Source organism: Pseudomonas sp. B111, from assembly GCF_026428275.1.
GTDB lineage: Bacteria > Pseudomonadota > Gammaproteobacteria > Pseudomonadales > Pseudomonadaceae > Pseudomonas > Pseudomonas aeruginosa.
On the sequence record NZ_CP097857.1, the window covers coordinates 1412872 to 1427896 of the forward strand.

The 15025-nt window shown below is 63.9% G+C and carries 27 protein-coding genes; 12 read left to right on the top strand and 15 right to left on the bottom strand.

Going from position 1 to position 15025, the window contains the following annotated elements; translation table 11 throughout:
• The first annotated feature begins 26 nt into the window (after window positions 1-26).
• On the top strand, window positions 27-203 hold the full coding sequence (locus tag M6E97_RS06490; protein WP_003099098.1) for a hypothetical protein: 177 nt from the start codon (window positions 27-29) through the stop codon (window positions 201-203).
• Between the two features lie 327 nt (window positions 204-530).
• Here M6E97_RS06490 and M6E97_RS06495 read toward each other — a convergent pair whose 3' ends face one another.
• From M6E97_RS06495 to M6E97_RS06510, 4 genes are all read right to left on the bottom strand, one after another.
• Window positions 531-818, bottom strand: coding sequence for a DUF3509 domain-containing protein (locus tag M6E97_RS06495; protein WP_003090684.1), 288 nt, complete (start codon window positions 816-818; stop codon window positions 531-533).
• A 198-nt stretch (window positions 819-1016) separates the two neighbouring features.
• Window positions 1017-1250: a hypothetical protein gene (locus M6E97_RS06500; protein WP_023094654.1), complete on the bottom strand. Its 234-nt coding sequence runs from the start codon at window positions 1248-1250 to the stop codon at window positions 1017-1019.
• 53 nt (window positions 1251-1303) lie between these two features.
• A complete protein-coding gene (gene map, locus M6E97_RS06505; protein ID WP_174217694.1) occupies window positions 1304-2086 on the bottom strand; it encodes a type I methionyl aminopeptidase in 783 nt (260 codons plus the stop codon).
• On the bottom strand, window positions 2083-2304 hold the full coding sequence (locus tag M6E97_RS06510) for a ParD-like family protein (RefSeq protein ID WP_003090688.1): 222 nt from the start codon (window positions 2302-2304) through the stop codon (window positions 2083-2085). The genes map and M6E97_RS06510 overlap by 4 nt, the downstream gene beginning before the upstream one ends.
• A gap of 156 nt (window positions 2305-2460) precedes the next feature.
• On the opposite strand from M6E97_RS06510, the gene M6E97_RS06515 reads away from it, so the two are divergent.
• Both M6E97_RS06515 and M6E97_RS06520 read left to right on the top strand, forming a co-directional pair.
• Window positions 2461-3174 carry an endonuclease gene (locus M6E97_RS06515; RefSeq protein WP_033939297.1) on the top strand — a complete coding sequence of 238 codons (714 nt, stop codon included), beginning with the start codon at window positions 2461-2463 and terminating at the stop codon, window positions 3172-3174.
• An 18-nt stretch (window positions 3175-3192) separates the two neighbouring features.
• A complete protein-coding gene (locus M6E97_RS06520; protein ID WP_033939296.1) occupies window positions 3193-3711 on the top strand; it encodes a thermonuclease family protein in 519 nt (172 codons plus the stop codon).
• Here the strand turns inward: M6E97_RS06520 and M6E97_RS06525 are convergent.
• Window positions 3686-3916, bottom strand: coding sequence for a hypothetical protein (locus tag M6E97_RS06525; RefSeq protein ID WP_003090795.1), 231 nt, complete (start codon window positions 3914-3916; stop codon window positions 3686-3688). The genes M6E97_RS06520 and M6E97_RS06525 overlap by 26 nt on opposite strands.
• A 65-nt stretch (window positions 3917-3981) precedes the next feature.
• A complete protein-coding gene (locus M6E97_RS06530) occupies window positions 3982-4215 on the bottom strand; it encodes a DUF3509 domain-containing protein (protein WP_003090796.1) in 234 nt (77 codons plus the stop codon).
• Window positions 4216-4437: 222 nt separating this feature from the next.
• On the opposite strand from M6E97_RS06530, the gene M6E97_RS06535 reads away from it, so the two are divergent.
• Window positions 4438-5337, top strand: a complete 900-nt coding sequence (locus M6E97_RS06535; protein WP_003090797.1) for a YihY/virulence factor BrkB family protein — start codon at window positions 4438-4440, stop codon at window positions 5335-5337.
• Here M6E97_RS06535 and M6E97_RS06540 read toward each other — a convergent pair.
• Window positions 5327-5644, bottom strand: coding sequence for a hypothetical protein (locus M6E97_RS06540; RefSeq protein ID WP_003108875.1), 318 nt, complete (start codon window positions 5642-5644; stop codon window positions 5327-5329). The genes M6E97_RS06535 and M6E97_RS06540 overlap by 11 nt on opposite strands.
• 155 nt (window positions 5645-5799) lie before the next feature.
• Window positions 5800-6243, bottom strand: a complete 444-nt coding sequence (locus M6E97_RS06545; RefSeq protein WP_003114414.1) for a YqaA family protein — start codon at window positions 6241-6243, stop codon at window positions 5800-5802.
• Window positions 6244-6377: 134 nt separating this feature from the next.
• Between M6E97_RS06545 and M6E97_RS06550 the strand changes: the two genes are divergently transcribed.
• Window positions 6378-6752 carry a DUF5064 family protein gene (locus M6E97_RS06550; protein WP_003090800.1) on the top strand — a complete coding sequence of 125 codons (375 nt, stop codon included), beginning with the start codon at window positions 6378-6380 and terminating at the stop codon, window positions 6750-6752.
• Window positions 6753-6862: 110 nt separating this feature from the next.
• Entirely contained in the window at window positions 6863-7192 is a 330-nt protein-coding gene (locus M6E97_RS06555) for a DUF883 family protein (protein WP_003090802.1), read from the top strand.
• A 65-nt stretch (window positions 7193-7257) separates the two neighbouring features.
• Here the strand turns inward: M6E97_RS06555 and M6E97_RS06560 are convergent, their stop codons facing one another.
• A complete protein-coding gene (locus M6E97_RS06560; RefSeq protein WP_003090804.1) occupies window positions 7258-7455 on the bottom strand; it encodes a hypothetical protein in 198 nt (65 codons plus the stop codon).
• 178 nt (window positions 7456-7633) lie between these two features.
• Between M6E97_RS06560 and M6E97_RS06565 the strand changes: the two genes are divergently transcribed.
• On the top strand, window positions 7634-7864 hold the full coding sequence (locus M6E97_RS06565) for a DUF2789 domain-containing protein (RefSeq protein ID WP_003090806.1): 231 nt from the start codon (window positions 7634-7636) through the stop codon (window positions 7862-7864).
• 348 nt (window positions 7865-8212) lie between these two features.
• Window positions 8213-8683: a serine protease inhibitor ecotin gene (gene eco / locus M6E97_RS06570; RefSeq protein WP_003090808.1), complete on the top strand. Its 471-nt coding sequence runs from the start codon at window positions 8213-8215 to the stop codon at window positions 8681-8683.
• A 51-nt stretch (window positions 8684-8734) separates the two neighbouring features.
• Here the strand turns inward: eco and M6E97_RS06575 are convergent, their stop codons facing one another.
• Together M6E97_RS06575 and M6E97_RS06580 are read right to left on the bottom strand one after the other, a co-directional pair.
• Window positions 8735-9121 (bottom strand): hypothetical protein, encoded by a 387-nt coding sequence (locus M6E97_RS06575; protein ID WP_003160516.1) that lies wholly within the window; start codon window positions 9119-9121, stop codon window positions 8735-8737.
• Window positions 9122-9307: 186 nt separating this feature from the next.
• Window positions 9308-9751, bottom strand: a complete 444-nt coding sequence (locus M6E97_RS06580) for a PACE efflux transporter (protein WP_003090812.1) — start codon at window positions 9749-9751, stop codon at window positions 9308-9310.
• Window positions 9752-9853: 102 nt separating this feature from the next.
• On the opposite strand from M6E97_RS06580, the gene M6E97_RS06585 reads away from it, so the two are divergent.
• Complete coding sequence (locus M6E97_RS06585; RefSeq protein ID WP_033939295.1) at window positions 9854-10741, top strand: LysR family transcriptional regulator; 888 nt, start codon at window positions 9854-9856, stop codon at window positions 10739-10741.
• Window positions 10742-10951: 210 nt separating this feature from the next.
• Here the strand turns inward: M6E97_RS06585 and M6E97_RS06590 are convergent, their stop codons facing one another.
• Entirely contained in the window at window positions 10952-11266 is a 315-nt protein-coding gene (locus M6E97_RS06590) for a hypothetical protein (protein ID WP_003090814.1), read from the bottom strand.
• A gap of 364 nt (window positions 11267-11630) precedes the next feature.
• Between M6E97_RS06590 and M6E97_RS06595 the strand changes: the two genes are divergently transcribed.
• Complete coding sequence (locus M6E97_RS06595) at window positions 11631-12911, top strand: OprD family porin (protein WP_003090815.1); 1281 nt, start codon at window positions 11631-11633, stop codon at window positions 12909-12911.
• Between the two features lie 156 nt (window positions 12912-13067).
• Complete coding sequence (locus M6E97_RS06600) at window positions 13068-13439, top strand: hypothetical protein (protein WP_003160518.1); 372 nt, start codon at window positions 13068-13070, stop codon at window positions 13437-13439.
• Window positions 13440-13481: 42 nt separating this feature from the next.
• Here the strand turns inward: M6E97_RS06600 and M6E97_RS06605 are convergent, their stop codons facing one another.
• Complete coding sequence (locus M6E97_RS06605) at window positions 13482-13826, bottom strand: cupin domain-containing protein (RefSeq protein WP_003090818.1); 345 nt, start codon at window positions 13824-13826, stop codon at window positions 13482-13484.
• Window positions 13827-13937: 111 nt separating this feature from the next.
• Window positions 13938-14147, bottom strand: a complete 210-nt coding sequence (locus tag M6E97_RS06610; RefSeq protein ID WP_003090820.1) for a hypothetical protein — start codon at window positions 14145-14147, stop codon at window positions 13938-13940.
• A gap of 268 nt (window positions 14148-14415) precedes the next feature.
• Between M6E97_RS06610 and M6E97_RS06615 the strand changes: the two genes are divergently transcribed.
• Window positions 14416-14604 carry a hypothetical protein gene (locus M6E97_RS06615; protein ID WP_003090821.1) on the top strand — a complete coding sequence of 63 codons (189 nt, stop codon included), beginning with the start codon at window positions 14416-14418 and terminating at the stop codon, window positions 14602-14604.
• Between the two features lie 14 nt (window positions 14605-14618).
• On the opposite strand, the gene M6E97_RS06620 is transcribed toward M6E97_RS06615, so the two are convergent.
• Window positions 14619-14810 carry a hypothetical protein gene (locus tag M6E97_RS06620; RefSeq protein ID WP_003099127.1) on the bottom strand — a complete coding sequence of 64 codons (192 nt, stop codon included), beginning with the start codon at window positions 14808-14810 and terminating at the stop codon, window positions 14619-14621.
• Window positions 14811-15025: the final 215 nt, after the last annotated feature.

Here is a 15025-nt window from a genome sequence, read left to right on the forward strand (position 1 = left end):
ATCCTTGGGTAAGAGGAGGACGAACCATGACTCCCGAATCCTTCGTCACATTGCTGATCGTCGCCTGGCTGGGCCTCGCCGGCGTCACCCTGTGGGCCTTCCTGCGCGTGCCGCGTCGGCGCGCGCGCCTGCAACGCAAGGCACGGCAAGCCGAAAACCGGCATCCCGCGCGACCGCCACAGCCTCTTCCACAACGCAGCTGAAGCCGCCACGCCGACCGGTCACGGCAGGAAGGCGTGCTGGGAAACCCCCAGCAACAGATAGGCCGCCAGCACGGTGAACGCGAGAAAACCCACGACGTAACGCAGCATCCCGACTCCTGTCAGTCATTTCATCCCTGATGCTGACCCGAACGACCTTGCATCGTTCTGCGCCAGCCTGCCGAAGCGCCGAACGGGCAGGCCAGCCCTGGCCTTCCCTTCCGACACGAGCGGGGGCCGGTCGATCCTCGCCCAGCCCCCCTCGAAGCTTCACTCTAGCACTCTCGCCCGCCCTGCCGGAGGTCTCCGCCAGGATTCCGGACGAACCGTTCAGCCCGCCATGTAGCTCGGCAGGCCGCGCTCCTGCAGACGACGCAGGGTGCCGACCACATCCACCGGCAGGCTCCCCGCCTCCAGGGCCAGGTCGCGGCGCACGGCGTTGATGAACCAGTACATGCGCTTCTCGTCGGCCAACTGGGCGGCGGACACCACGCGACGGGTCACGATCTCTTCGCCGTTGCGCAGGGTCAGCAGGGCGCCGCCGTCCGGACGCATCTGGGTGGATACGGCAAAGGTGGCCTGGAAGGCATCGAACAGCATCTTGATGGACTTTTCCATGATCGTTTATCCCCTCTTGCATGAAAACCGACCGCGAACTTCAGCGCAGCCGCAACACGGGGAAAGGTGGCAGCTTTCATGCCAGCCACATGGAAAATTAAAACCATTTAAAATCAATAAGTTGTGAAAATACTCAGCGAAGCGGCCCGTGCAAACTGCAAGATCGTGCGAAATGCACCATGCGATTTGCCAGCAGGCTCAGTCGGAAAACAGCGGCCGGCCCCGCGCATCGAAGCCGCGCACCCGGTACAGCGCCGCTTCCGCCAGCGACAGCGCGGCCGCCGCACTCTCGCACGGCGGCTGGCCCGGCAGCACCAGCCATTCGGTGCGTCCGTCGTCGATGCTGGTTATCTCGATCTCGGCCAGATAGCCGCTGTCCTCGCGCAACCAGGTGGCGCGCAGTTCGAACTCGCCAAAACGCCTGCCGGACACCCGCCAGCCTCCCTTAGGAAAAGTCGTCGCAGTGTAACCAGGCCGGGCGTCGATCAGCCAGCCAGGTCGGCCAGCGCCTCGCGCTCCTCTTCGCGCAGGGTCAGGACCCGGCAACCCCGCTCGGTGACCAGCACGGTGTGCTCGTACTGGGCCGACAGGCGGCGGTCGCGGGTGGTCACGGTCCAGCCGTCCTTGTGCAGCTTCACCGCGTGGCCGCCCTGGTTGATCATCGGTTCGATGGTGAAGGTCATCCCGGCCTTCAGCCGCGCACCCGCGCCAGCGCGACCGAAGTGCAGGACCTGCGGCGCCTCGTGCATCTTGCGGCCGATGCCATGCCCGCAGTATTCGCGGACCACCGAATAACCGTTGGCTTCGGCGTGACTCTGGCTGGCATGCCCGATATCGCCGAGGGTGGCGTCCGGGCGCACCACGCGGATCGCCCGGTACAGGCATTCGCGGGTGACGTCGAGCAGCTTCTGCGCCTGGCGGTCGATGGCGCCGACCCGGTACATCTTGCTGCTGTCGCCGAAATAGCCGTCCTTGATCACCGTGACGTCGACGTTGACGATATCGCCGTCGCGGAGGATCTGCTGCGCCGACGGCCAGCCATGACAGACCACCTCGTTGACCGAGGTGTTCACCGTGAACGGATAGCCGTACTGCCCCTTGCTGCCGGGAATCGCCGCGAGGGTGTCGACGATGTAGCGCTCGCAGAAGCGGTCGATCTCTGCCGTGCTGATGCCTGGCCGCACCACCTCGTCGAGGGCTTCGAGGACTTTCGCGGTGAGCGCGCCGGCCACGCTCATGCGCTGGATTTCCTCCGCGCTCTTGATCATCCCGAGATCCTCGCCGCGTCCTGCTCGCGGCGGTCGCTTTCGCGCGCTTCGTCCATCAATTGGCGTAGCACCTGCGCATAGGTCAGGCCGGGATTGGCTTCGATCAGCATGCCGATGCGCATCCAGTGCTCGGCCTGGGCATTGATCGAGCGCGACATGGCCTTGCAGGCGATGCGCGCCTCTTCGTGCAATTGCTCGGAAATCTTCACCAGGCCCACACTACACCTCGACTACAAAACATATACGTAACGCATACTAACCATCGCATGGACGCGGCGCAAACGGGAAGGTCCGCCCTCGCCTGGCCATGGACTGGCCACGATTGGCATCTCCTGCAAAATCAGTAACATGCGGATTTTTTTGGAAGTTGCCGCATGCTTTCCCGTTTGTTTGTAGGCCTTTTCGCCCTCCTCCTCGCCAGCGCCGGCCAGGCCAACGCCCCGCGCACGTTCTCCGAAGCGAAGAAAATCGGCTGGAAGCTCTACGCCCGGCAATCCGTGGAGTTCTACTGCGGCTGCCGCTACTCGGGAAATCGCGTCGACCTCGCCAGTTGCGGCTACAAGCCGAGGAAGAACGCCAACCGCGCGCGGCGCATCGAGTGGGAACACATCGTTCCGGCCTGGGTGATCGGTCACCAGCGGCGCTGCTGGCAGAACGGCGGGCGGAGCAACTGCGCGAGGCACGACAGCACCTACCAGCGCGCCGAGGCCGACCTGCACAACCTGGTGCCGAGCATCGGCGAGGTCAATGGCGACCGCAGCAACTTCGGCTTCGGCTGGCTGCCGCAGAAACCCCAGCAATACGGCGCCTGCCCGATGGTGGTGGACTTCAAGGCGCGCAAGGCGATGCCACGCACGCAGATCCGCGGGATGATCGCCCGCACCTACTTCTACATGAGCGACCGCTACGGCCTGCGCCTGTCGAAGCAGGATCGCCAGCTCTACAACGCCTGGCACAAGCAGTACCCGCCACAGACCTGGGAGCGCCAGCGCAACCACATGGTCGGTTGCGTGATGGGCTGGGGCAATCCCTATGTCGGCCCGGTGGACCTGGCGACCTGCAGCAACCTATCCTCGCGTCGACGCTGACCTCCGCCGGAGTAGCCCATGATCTTCCGCACCCTCGCCCTGCTGCCGCTCTGCGCCGCCCTGGCGTTCGCCGCCGACGCCGGGGAGCGCCGCTTCGACTGCACGGTGGTGGCGATACACGACGACGCCAGCCTGGGCTGCCGCCTGCCCGGGGCGAACAAGGCGCTACGCATCCAGCTCGACGCCGTCGAGCTACCGGCCGCCGAGCCCTGGCGTCGGCGCGCCCGGGAAGCCCTGAAAGACATGCTGCTCGGCAAATCGGCGACCATCCGCGAGCAAGGCCGCGACGCGCGCTTCCGCATCCTCGGCGCGGCCTGGGTGACCCCGGCCGACTGCCCCACCTGCGGACATACCCTGGATGCCGGGCTGGCCCTGCTGACCATTGGCCTGGCCAGTTGGCGCGACGCGCCGGACAGCGGTCAGACAGCCGAGGCGCGTGGCCAGTACCGGTTCGCCGAGGAAGAAGCACGGGCGCGCAAGGCTGGCCAGTGGGGACCGCGCGACGCCGCTCCTACAGATGGATCTCCGCGAACTTGATGCCCAGCCCGCGCAGCTCCTTGACCGCGTCGTCGAGCCGGCGAAACGACATCACCTCGTCGCTCTCGTCGACCAGGAAATAGCTGCGCCCGCCGTCCTTCTTGAAGAACACGATCCATTCCCTGGCCAGGGTGGGATTGGCGATGATGTGGGTCGCCGAGATCTTCCCTGCCGCCTGCCTGTCCCGAACCTTCTCGCGCTTCATTGCCTTCCCGTCAGCTGTGTGGAAAGGCGGAATTATCGCATCATCGGTTCCCGCGGCGAAAAAACTCAGCGTGCCGCCATCGCCATTTCCATGCCCGGCACGGCCAGTTCCCGGCGGATGCTGCGGATCAGCCATTCGGTCTCCGGCGGCGCGCTGAGCTGCGGCGAGGGTATGGTGCGAGCTACGTAGCGGCCGTCGGCGGCCTGCAACTGCAACAACAGCGCGCCGTCGTGGCGGCTCTTGCTGGACAACTGGAACTCGGGAAAGGCAGCGGCGATTTTCTTCAGGTCGACAGACATGGTGCGCTCCATTTCTGAGAAGTTGGACGGAGGCCCGCCGCGCGGCGGGCAGGCGCAGTCTGGCTAACGGATGCGACCGAATGATGACGCCGGCGACGAACCAATTCGCCCGCCGTGGCGTCCCAGAAAGGACGCGACGAATTTCACCCAACGGAAAACGCCTGGCGGCAAGCGGCCATCGGTGGTCGATCGTCATCGGCACGCACACAGCAAGGAGATGGAATGTTCCGTACGGCTTATCGGGAAATAGGCCTGTTCGGCCTGGTCAAGCGCACCGTGAACGAGTTCCTCGAGGACGACATGCCGACCTACGCCTCGGCCCTCGCCTACCAGATGCTGTTCTCGCTGTTTCCGTTCCTGCTGGTGCTGATCACCCTCGTAGGCTACCTGCACCTGCCGGAGTTCTTCGCCTGGCTGCGCGAGCAGGCGGCGTTGCTGCTGCCGCCCGAGGCGATGGATCAGGTCAACCCGGTGATCGACCAGTTGCAGCAGCAGAAAGGCGGCCTGCTGTCGATCGGTATCGCGGTGGCGCTGTGGACCTCCTCGGCGGGCATCCGCTCGATGATGATCGCGCTCAACGCCGCCTACGACGTGAAGGAGAGCCGCCCGGTATGGAAGCGCTTCTCCCTGTCGATCCTCTACACCCTCGGCATCGCCCTGTTGTTGCTGGTGGCGGCCGGCCTGATGGTCACCGGGCCGCAGGTAATCGCCTGGATCGCCGGCCTGGTCGGTCTGGAACAGTACCTGGTGACGCTCTGGACCTGGCTGCGCTGGCCTCTTGCGGTGTTCCTGCTGATGCTCGCGGTGGCGCTGTTCTACTACTTGGTGCCGGATGTCGAGCAGCGTTTCCGCTTCATCACTCCCGGCTCGGTGCTCTCGGTGATCGCCTGGATCGCCGCGTCCCTCGCCTATGGCTTCTACGTGAAGAACTTCGCCAACTACAACGCCATGTACGGCAGCATCGGGGCGATCATCATCCTCCTGCTGTACTTCTACCTGTCGGCGGCAGTGGTGCTGTTCGGCGCAGAACTGAACGCGGTGATCGAACACCATTCGGAAGACGGCAAGGACCCTGGCGAACGCGAACTTCCGGACAACGACGACCCCGAACTCAAGGCTTGAGCAGGGCGTCGGCCTCGCTGACGCTGGCCTTGCCGGTGGCGCGCCGGTACAGACACAGCTCGCGGCCCTGGCGGCCCTGCATGTGCGGCTGCGGATAGCGGCCCTGCAGGAGCAGCGCCGAATAGCCCACCTCATCGTCGAAGGGCAGTACCTGCCCCACCGCGCGTACCTGGCGCAAGCCGCTGGCTTTCAGGCAGGCGGCACGCACCATGGCGTCGTGCGCCTGCCACGCCTCGGCCGTGGAAGCCCAGGCCGGCGCCGAACCGAGCAGCAGGCAGACCAGCGATCCCGCAACCACCCTCGACATTGCGCACCTCGCATCGCCGGAAACAGGCAGGAAAAGAGAAGCCCCCGGGACCACAGCGGCAACTAAAGGCCCCGGGGGCGATGAGGCGGCAGTTACACCTCGCAGCAATGGACATTGCCCCGCGAAAAATAGTTCTACGCTCGCCGACGAAGCGCTCAGCCGGCCCAGCCCAGCACCAGCGCAGCCAGGACGAGGTAGCGGAGCGTCTTGGCCAGGCCGACGATCAGCAGGAAACTCCAGCAGGGCTCACGCATGATGCCGGCCACCAGCGTCAGCGGATCGCCGATGACCGGCACCCAACTGAGCAGCAGGGTCCAGCGGCCGTAGCGGCGATAGTGTCGCTGCGCCCTGAGCAACTGCACCTCGCCCACGGGAAACCAGCGGCGACCGCGGAAATGCTCGAGGTAGCGACCCAGCCACCAGTTGACCCAGGAACCCAGCACATTGCCGACGATGGCCAGCGCCAGCAGCCACGCGACCGACTGGCCGCCGCGCAGCAGCAAGGCGGCCAGCACGGTTTCCGACTGCAACGGCAGCAGGGTCGCCGAACCGAACGCCGAGAGGAACAGCCCGGCGTACGCGGCCCAGTCAGTCAACACCGAACGCTCCCAGCGCCATTCGCATCCCCACTCCAATCCGAAAAAAACTGACCTGGGACAGCCGTCCCGAGGCCGGCGAAGCATACCCTGGCAGGCAAGGGCATTTCCCCGGTTATCCGAAAAGGAGGCAGGCCATGTTCATTCCCGGCCACCTGCATCTCGCCTCGGCCAGCGAAGTCGACCGCCAGGCATTCGATATCCACCTGCGCTACCGGGTCCTGGAGGCCGAGGCCCGCCCGGTGGCCGTACACTTCGACATGGAGGGCCGGATCGACGGCCAGCCTTTCAGCGAAAGCTTCGAACTGCCACGCGACGCCGCCGTGCATTTCGCCAGCCGTGCCAGTCGCCTGGCCCGGCGCCACGGCCTGCGCTTGCGGCAGGGACCGATCGTGCGCCAGCGCCGCGAGTACGACGCTATGTTCGACGACCTGCGCCGACGCCTGAAACTCAAGAGCGGCGAAGCGATCGACCTCGACCGCTACCTGCGCGGCGAGGCCGGGGCATCCTGAAACGGCTCTCCCGCATGCTACGGAAACCCCCGACGCAGGCCATGCCGTGCAACTTTCAGCGAAGCGGGCGACTCCATACCTAGGTAACCATCCTCGTCAAGGAGACCGACATGACTCTGAAAACCCGCTCCGCTCGCGCCAAGCAGGCTATCCAGGACCAGGCCATGGCCGAACTGCAGGACCTGATCGCCGAGGTGGACCAGTTGATGAGCGGCACCGGCAGCCTGGCCGGCAAGGAGGGCGCGAACCTGCGTGAACAGATCAATTCCGTGCTGCATCGTGGTCGCGACGCCATCGAGCGCACCCGCCGCGGCGTGGTGCAACGCAGCCAGGCGGCCGCCGAAGCGACCGAGGAATACGTCGAGGACCACCCCTGGCAGACCATCGCCGTCTCGGCCGGCGCCGGCTTCCTCCTCGGCTTGCTGGTGGGCCGCCGCTAGGGCGTTTCCGCAGGCAACAGAAAGCCCGCGCTCGGCGGGCTTTTCGGCAAGGCAAGGGCCTTGGCTCAGGCGGAGATCGCCGCCTCCAGCGGCCAACTCAGTTCCCAGGTTCCCTTCAAGGCTTCCGCCTCGTCACGACTGGTGAAGGGTCCGGCCCACATGGCACCGTCCACCATCAGGATCCAACAGGCCAGCAATCCCTTGCTGCGCAGCGATTCGGGAACGGACGTCCCCACCAGCACGGCGACTTCGATTCTGGACATAGGCTGACTCCGGTTATCATTAGCTTGCTAATAATAAGCGCCCGCCCCTTCGCCATGAAGCGCGCCGCGCACAACAGTCTTTTTCATCTGCGACAAAATTACCCACCCCCGGCTCCCACGGCAGCCCTGCCGTCCCGCCGGCTATAGTGGAAAAACAGCGAGTCCAGGAGGAACCGTCATGGACACCAGCCCGCACACCTTTTCCAACCTGTTCCGCCAGTTGGGGCTCCCCGCTGGGCGGGACGACATCGTCGCCTTTCTCGCCCGGCACCACCTCGAGGAGGGCACGGCGCTGCCCGATGCGCCATTCTGGAACCCTGCCCAGGCCAGCTTCCTGCGCGAGGCCCTGGCCGAGGACTCCGACTGGGCCGAACAGGTCGATGAACTGGCCTTGCAACTGACCCGCTGAAAAAAACGCAAACTGATGCGCTGACGGCTCTATCGTGCGGAACTTGCTATGAGTTGGCGGGGAATTTCAAGTCACCGGCATCGATAGCCACTATCAGCCCAAAGCATTTTTCCCCAGCGGAGCGGCGTGAGATCGTAGCGGCGTCGGGAGAACCCCAAGTCCCCGACGCTCCTTTGAAGACCATCGCCCTCCCCCCGCAGATGGTCTTTTTTTTGCCCGCGATTCGGCCGTGCCCCGACCGGCTGGCCCAGGACATGGAACATTCCGTTACGTCCCCCACTGAACTTTTCACCCGTGCCTCGGTGTCTTACCCTGCTCGCGTTACCACGTAAGGAGAACCTCAAGGACATGAAAGCACTACTGATCGCCGCCGGCGTTGCCGCTCTTTCCAGCACCGCCATGGCCGCCAAACTGGATGAAAAGGTTCCCTACCCGAAGGCAGATGCCGGCTTCACCCGCCAGGTCATCCACCTGCCGAAACAGGACGCGGAAGACGCATTCAAGGTCGAGATCATCGCCGGCAAGACCCTCGAGGCCGACTGCAACCAGCAGCGCCTGGGCGGCGAGCTGGAAGAGCACACCCTGGAAGGCTGGGGCTACTCCTACTACCGCCTGGACAAGGTCAGCGGGCCGATGAGCACGATGATGGCCTGCCCCGGCCAGAAGAAGGAGCAGCGCTTCATCCCGGTGGTCGGCGAAGGCTTCCTGCTGCGCTACAACAGCAAGCTGCCGATCGTGGTCTATGCGCCGAAGGACGTGGAGGTCCGCTATCGGATCTGGTCAGCGTCCGAAAAGGTCGAGAAAGCGGTCAGCGAATAAACGCCGCGCATGAAAAAGCCGCCCACGGGCGGCTTTTTCGTTGCGCCGGCGTCAGCCCGGCACCAGGCCGATGTTCAGGCCGGAGTCCACGGTGATCCGGTAATGCGTGGTCTGCCCGTTCTGCACATGCACCACCTGCTTGGGCGCCTCGCCGCGGCAGATCCCATCGCCCTGCACGGATACCACCCGCAGCCCCGCCGGAAGACGGAAACGCGCGCTCTCGCCGGCCTGGATCTCAGCGGCCAGGCGGCTATCGATGATCAAGCGGGTATTGCAGACGCTGCCGAGGAACTCGCGGTCCCGGGAAACCACCAGGAAGGCGTCGCCGTCGTCACGGAACTGGTAGTTGTACAAACGCTCCTTCGGTACCTGGTCCGTCTCGTCGAGCGAGGGCGTCGATGTCGAACAACCCGCCAGCAAGACGGCCCCCAGTAGCATCCCCAAAATCCGCATAGTGACCCCAATCCGTTCATCGAAATGCCGCACCCCATCCTCGCCGGGGCAGACCTTCATGGCTTGCGGTCGTACTTCCTCCCTGAACCGGCACCACAGCGCACGTCCGTCTAAGGTAGGCGATTTGCCCCGGCCAAGGCGAGCGCGAATGGCGCTGAAGAAAAAAAATCCTCAGACGGAGGCCGCCTCGCCGGCCGGCAACGCGGAAGTCGGGAGGCCGAACAGGCGATCGAAGGCCCAGTTGAAGAGGAAGGTGTAGCACGGGATCAGGACGATAAGCGCCAGGTCCAGCCAGAACGCCTCCAGCAGGGAAATCCCCATCCACCAGGCAATCAGCGGGATCAGGTAGACCACCAGGGTCAGCTGGAAGCCGATGGCGTGCGCCACCCGCCGCGCAATGCTGCGTCCGCGCACGGCCTGGCGCCGCTCCCAGAACTCGAACAGGCAGTTGTAGATGAAGTTCCAGGTCACCGCGACGGTGGTAATCACCACCGCCAGGGGGCCGGTGGTAGTGGGCGTGGAACCGGCGAGCAGGGCCAGCCCCAGGGTCGAGATACTCATCCCGATCAATTCGTAGGCGGTCACGTAGACCAGTTTGCGCTTGATGCCTTGCACGTGGACCTCTCGGGCGTGATAGCGGAAAGGCGGGCAAGGTTGGATCAATTTTCTTGACAGAAAAAGTCAACAGCTTTCAGATCTGCTGATAGGAGAATTGCCATGAACTTTTCCAGCGATACCATCGAGCTGTTCCTCGCCGTCCTCGACCGCGGCTCCTTTTCCGGCGCCGCCCGTGCCTTGGGTCGAGTGCCTTCGGCGGTGAGCATGGGCATCGCCAACCTGGAGGCGGAGCTGGGTTTCGCCCTTTTCGAGCGAACCCACCGCGAAGCCCGTCCTACGGCGCTGGCCAGGGCCCTGGCACCGCAAGCGCGGATGATCGCCGAGCAGCTCGCCCAGTTGCAGGTGCATGCGCTGGAACTCTCCCAGGGATTGGAAAGCCGCCTGTCGCTCGGCGTGGTTGCGGACATCGACAGCAGGCGGCTGTTCGGCGCCCTCCGCACCCTTTCCGAGCGCTACCCGCTGCTCGATGTCGAGGTGCTCAGCGCGGCGCAGGACGATGCCCTCGCCCTGCTCCATGGCGGCCGGATCAGCCTGTGCTTCGGATTCGCCGGCATCAGCGTGAACCCGCAGGAGCGCTTCCAGTATGTCGGCGCGGAATCGCTGGTCGCGACCATCTCGCCGCACCATCCCGCCCTGCAGAAGCCGGGGCAGGCGCTGTACCTGGAAGAGCTGGTGAACGTGCGGCAGATCCTGGTCGCCAGTTGCGACCTACCGTTGGCCGACACCCGTCCGCTGATTGCCGGCGCCTGCTGGCGCACCGACAGCCTGGGCACGGCGCTGGAAATGGTCGAGGCGGGGATCGGCTGGGGCAATTTCCCGTTGTCCCGGGTCGCGCCGCTGCTGGCAACGGGAAGGCTGGTACGCCTGGACTTCAGGAATACCAAGAACGAGCTGAAACTGCCTGTCCACGCTATCTGGCTGAAAAACCAGCCATTGCGCAAGGCCGCCCAGGAACTGGTTGGCATGCTGGCCACCCGTCCCGATTGAAGCGTTATGCAATGCACTTCACAGAAAAAACGAGACCCGTCACGCGAATCGCCGCACACGCCGGCTCCCCGGCCTCCAGTACTTGATCTCGATCAAGCGCAGCGCCGGCCATAGGCAGATGATCGTTCTGCGGCCATCCTCCGTTTGCGGCCGTAGAGCTCCGGACACTTCATGCTAGGGGGGCCGGAGCTCTTCCCTCTTCCTCGCGGCTCAGGAACAGGTCCTGGCCGCATCGATGAAGGCCCCGCGGGTGACCCAGGGCTGCTGGTCATGGATTCGCACCAGGCTGCCACCCCTCGCCGGCTGCACCTCCAGCCACTGACCGGCGTCCGCCAGGCGATAGCCGCGGCCTTCCTCCACCAGCGCCACGCCCGGCGCCTGGCGTTGCCACTTGGGCAAGACGCACATCGCGTAATCGTAGGGAGCCTTGCTGGTGCTGGCGGCCAGCGCCGGGGCGTTCGAAGCGGGAGGCGAGGCACAGGCGGACAGGGCCAGGGCGGCGAATACAGCGATAAGAATCTTCATGTCACGTCCCTCTTTGTCGATCCGTTCACGATTCGACGGTATCACCGCCCAAAGCGAGAACTGCAGCGACTTCGCGGCATGGTACTTATCGATAAGGTTGATATTGCAGGCGCATGACGAAGCGATCCGGCAACGCCCGATTCAGAGCCTATGGAAGGGGCTTTCCTTGCACTTTGGTTATTAGCAAATGACTCGAAGCTTTCTTGGATCGAACAATGTTCTGGTATTGTTGCGCCGCCAACGGGAGAAACAAGAAACCAGAACCGCCACGCACGGTAAATGGGACAAATGACTCCCGTGCACTTCGAACCTTGCGCTTCCTTCAATTTCAGCGCACATCAAGCCAACAACCAGGAACAATAAGATGTTGAAGAAAAGGATTTGCCTGCTGGCACTGGGCATCGCGACTGCAAGCCAGGCGATGGCCAATGACCAAGAAGCAGCAAAGGGGTTTGTCGAGGACAGCCACCTCGATCTGTTCTTCCGCAATGCATATATCAAACGCGACAAGAAGTACGGTACAGAGGACCAAGCAGAGTGGGGCCAGGCTGCAACCGCGACCTTCACTTCCGGCTTCACCCAAGGAACCATCGGGATAGGTGTGGACGTGTTCGGTATGTACGCTGTTCGCTTGGACGGCGGGAAGGGTCGTAGCGGCGCCGCCGGTATCGACTTCTTCAAGCAGGGCGACAGCGGCTCCGCGGCGGACGATCTGTCCAAGGGCGGCGCGGCGGTGAAGTTCCGCATCTCCAACACCGTGCTCAAGTACGGCGACCAGATGCCCAGCCTGCCGGTGCTCAGCTACGACAACTCGCGCCTGCTCCCGGAAAGCTACAGCGGCACCCTGATCACCTCCAAGGAGATCGAGGGCCTGGAGCTGAACGCCGGTCGCTTCACCGCGGAATCCCGCAAGAGCGCCGAAGGGCGCGACAGCGGCGGCCTGAAGAGCATCAACGTGTTCGGCGGCAAGTACGCCTTCACCGATCACTTCAACGCCTCGCTGTACGCTTCCGACGTCGAGGACGTACTGAAGAAGCAGTACATCAACCTGAACTACACCATCCCGCTGCAGGCCGACCAGTCGCTGAACTTCGACTTCAACGGCTATCGCACCAAGCTGGACAGCGACTTCGCCGACCAGAACTTCAACGGTAACCGCGACAACAAGATCTGGAGCCTGGCGGCGTCCTACACCATCGACGCCCACACCTTCATGATCGCCCACCAGCGCAACACCGGCGACACCGGCTACAACTACGGCTGGTACCAGAACGCCGGCGGCATCGGCGACGGCGGCACCACCATCTGGCTGGCCAACTCCTACTGGTCGGACTTCAACGCCGAGGACGAGCGTTCCTGGCAGGTCAGCTACGCCCTGGACTTCGCCAAGTACGGCGTGCCCGGCCTGACCTACCGCGTAGCCTACGTGCGCGGCGACAACATCAAGACCGCCGAGACCAGCAACGGCAAGGAGCGCGAGATCTTCAACCAGGTCCAGTACGTGGTGCAGAGCGGTCCGGCCAAGGACCTCACCCTGCGCCTGCGTAGCTCGTTTGCCCGCGTTTCTGCTGATGCCCGCGATAGCTACTTCAGTGGCGGCAACGAAATCCGTGCCTTCGTCGAGTACCCGTTCAGCGTGTTCTGATCGAACCCACGAGCGCGACGAGAACCCCGGGCCAGTCCCGGGGTTTTCTTTTTTGCGTTTCGTGCGCCAGTTCAACCTTATCGGGTAGAGCCGTACAGCTTCGGAAAGCCAGTGATAGCATTCGCTCTCGCTTGCCATTGCTTATCGATATCGACAATGCCGTTCCGGAAACACCTTCTGCTCCCCCTCCTCGGTCTTGCCTTGCTGCTCGGCGGTTGCGGCCCTAGCGTCAGCTACTCCTACATTCCGCCGACCAGCGATGCCGGCCTGCACTGCGTGAGCCAGTGCAATGCCGAGAAGCGCCAGTGCAAGACCCTCGCCAAGCTGCAGCAGCGCCAGGACGAGGCGCTCTACCAGGCGCAGAGCACGGCCTACAACTACTGCATGCAGAACAGCGACAAGAAGAAGCGCAAGTCCTGCCCCTACCCGCAGCGCAACTTCGATTTCGGCGACGACTGCCAGGACGAGTACCGCAGTTGCTACCAGTCCTGCGGCGGCACCATCCGCCGCATCGTCCACCAGGACTGAGGCGCGACGTCCGGCAGGCATCCCGGACGTGCGGCAATACCGTCAGGCGAAGACGAAGTACTTGCGCACCGTCTCCACTACCTCCCAGGTACCACGCAGGCCCGGCTCGATGACGAACACGTCGCCCGCCCTCAGGTGCACCGGTTGCTCGCCTTCCGGGGTGATGATGCAGTAGCCGTCGAGGAAGTGGCAGAACTCCCAGCGTTCGTAGTTCACCTCCCACTTGCCCGGCGTGCAGATCCAGGTGCCCATCAGCTTGCTGCCGTCCGCCGAGGCGTATGCGTTGAGGTTGACGGTATGCGGATCGCCGTCGATCCGCTTCCACTTGGTGGCGTCCAGCACGGGTACGGGACAGGTATCGCGCAGTACGGTGATGAAATCTGACATGGTCGCTCCAGGAAGGCAGTGGATGAATGCCTCACCATAGGGCCACGCGCGGGGCGCCGGTTGTCTGGGTTCGACATCGGCCTAGCTGAAAGCGCTAGGCAGCCCGGGCGCTCAGCGACGCCTGCCATTCAGCGCTGCCAGCAGGTCGCAGACCATGATCAGCAGCAGCATGGGTACGGCGAACGGAAAGAACGCCAGCGCCGCGTATTCGTAGGCCTGGCCCGTCCACCACAGGCAAAGGCTGGCGACCGCCACGAGCAGGAAGCTGGCGGCGACGATGAACTTGCACAAGCGCGAGGCGAACCTGAGCGTATCGTCCACGACGAATCTCCTTCGGCGACTCCCCCGCAGTCTGCCGAAACCGCTCTGTCCCGGCGGTGACGCAAGAATGACGATTCGGACAGAATTGTTACGCCTGCCGCAAAACTTCATTCCACTTTGTTAGCTGGCTAATCAAATTCCCCCTTGATATCGTCTTTTTCGCCAGATCCCCAAGGCCTGGCAAATGTCCCTTGTACAGGCCATTACCAACCCTCCCCCGCTTGGTAATGGCCTTTTTTTCCCTTCTGCCGTAGTCCATGGAGATCGCATGCCACGCATTGCCCTGGTCCTGGGTGTGCTGCTGGTCAGCGCCTGCGCACAACCTGTCACGCCGGACTCGATAGTCGAGGAATCGTTTTCCCGCAGCGCCAGCGAACGCCAGCTGGAAGAGCTGAACCGCCAGGGCCTTCCCTACGAGCAGTACCGGCTGCGCCGCCAGCGCATTCTCGGCCGCTGATCCCGGCGCCGCGCCTAGCGCTTCTTCGGCACCACCGCCCGCACCGCCTCGCAGACGACCAGCCCGACCATCAGCGGGATCAGCAGCGGCAGGATCGACATCGAGAGGTTTTCCGCTCCCGAGCTGAGGAGAAACGGAAACTGGCTGAGGAAGGCGACCATCGCCAGGCTGAGCAGGATCAGCAGGCCGTAGAGGCATGACGCCAATTTCAGAGCTTTTTCCATGACCGGGTAGAAAGTGAAGGATTCGGAAGAAAATCTACCCGCCCCGCTCCCCCGGTATGGCGAGAAGCAAGATTTTTTCAGATTCGGGTGCCCCGAAAAGACGCGAACCCGACCGACCGATCACCCCTCCATGCCCGTCGCGACAACCCGATCGGTCGGGTCCGGACTTGCAACATACCGCCGTGCCGATATCACGT

Coding starts and splice junctions, on each gene's coding strand:
- M6E97_RS06605 (WP_003090818.1), bottom strand. CDS start 13,826: ATGTCAGATTTCATCACCGTACTGCGCGATACCTGTCCCGTACCCGTG.
- M6E97_RS06540 (WP_003108875.1), bottom strand. CDS start 5,644: ATGTCGAGGGTGGTTGCGGGATCGCTGGTCTGCCTGCTGCTCGGTTCG.
- M6E97_RS06530 (WP_003090796.1), bottom strand. CDS start 4,215: ATGTCTGTCGACCTGAAGAAAATCGCCGCTGCCTTTCCCGAGTTCCAG.
- eco (WP_003090808.1), top strand. CDS start 8,213: ATGAAAGCACTACTGATCGCCGCCGGCGTTGCCGCTCTTTCCAGCACC.
- M6E97_RS06585 (WP_033939295.1), top strand. CDS start 9,854: ATGAACTTTTCCAGCGATACCATCGAGCTGTTCCTCGCCGTCCTCGAC.
- M6E97_RS06525 (WP_003090795.1), bottom strand. CDS start 3,916: ATGAAGCGCGAGAAGGTTCGGGACAGGCAGGCGGCAGGGAAGATCTCG.
- map (WP_174217694.1), bottom strand. CDS start 2,086: ATGATCAAGAGCGCGGAGGAAATCCAGCGCATGAGCGTGGCCGGCGCG.
- M6E97_RS06490 (WP_003099098.1), top strand. CDS start 27: ATGACTCCCGAATCCTTCGTCACATTGCTGATCGTCGCCTGGCTGGGC.
- M6E97_RS06575 (WP_003160516.1), bottom strand. CDS start 9,121: ATGCTACTGGGGGCCGTCTTGCTGGCGGGTTGTTCGACATCGACGCCC.
- M6E97_RS06590 (WP_003090814.1), bottom strand. CDS start 11,266: ATGAAGATTCTTATCGCTGTATTCGCCGCCCTGGCCCTGTCCGCCTGT.
- M6E97_RS06550 (WP_003090800.1), top strand. CDS start 6,378: ATGTTCATTCCCGGCCACCTGCATCTCGCCTCGGCCAGCGAAGTCGAC.
- M6E97_RS06595 (WP_003090815.1), top strand. CDS start 11,631: ATGTTGAAGAAAAGGATTTGCCTGCTGGCACTGGGCATCGCGACTGCA.
- M6E97_RS06555 (WP_003090802.1), top strand. CDS start 6,863: ATGACTCTGAAAACCCGCTCCGCTCGCGCCAAGCAGGCTATCCAGGAC.
- M6E97_RS06560 (WP_003090804.1), bottom strand. CDS start 7,455: ATGTCCAGAATCGAAGTCGCCGTGCTGGTGGGGACGTCCGTTCCCGAA.
- M6E97_RS06600 (WP_003160518.1), top strand. CDS start 13,068: ATGCCGTTCCGGAAACACCTTCTGCTCCCCCTCCTCGGTCTTGCCTTG.
- M6E97_RS06565 (WP_003090806.1), top strand. CDS start 7,634: ATGGACACCAGCCCGCACACCTTTTCCAACCTGTTCCGCCAGTTGGGG.
- M6E97_RS06535 (WP_003090797.1), top strand. CDS start 4,438: ATGTTCCGTACGGCTTATCGGGAAATAGGCCTGTTCGGCCTGGTCAAG.
- M6E97_RS06515 (WP_033939297.1), top strand. CDS start 2,461: ATGCTTTCCCGTTTGTTTGTAGGCCTTTTCGCCCTCCTCCTCGCCAGC.
- M6E97_RS06520 (WP_033939296.1), top strand. CDS start 3,193: ATGATCTTCCGCACCCTCGCCCTGCTGCCGCTCTGCGCCGCCCTGGCG.
- M6E97_RS06615 (WP_003090821.1), top strand. CDS start 14,416: ATGCCACGCATTGCCCTGGTCCTGGGTGTGCTGCTGGTCAGCGCCTGC.
- M6E97_RS06495 (WP_003090684.1), bottom strand. CDS start 818: ATGGAAAAGTCCATCAAGATGCTGTTCGATGCCTTCCAGGCCACCTTT.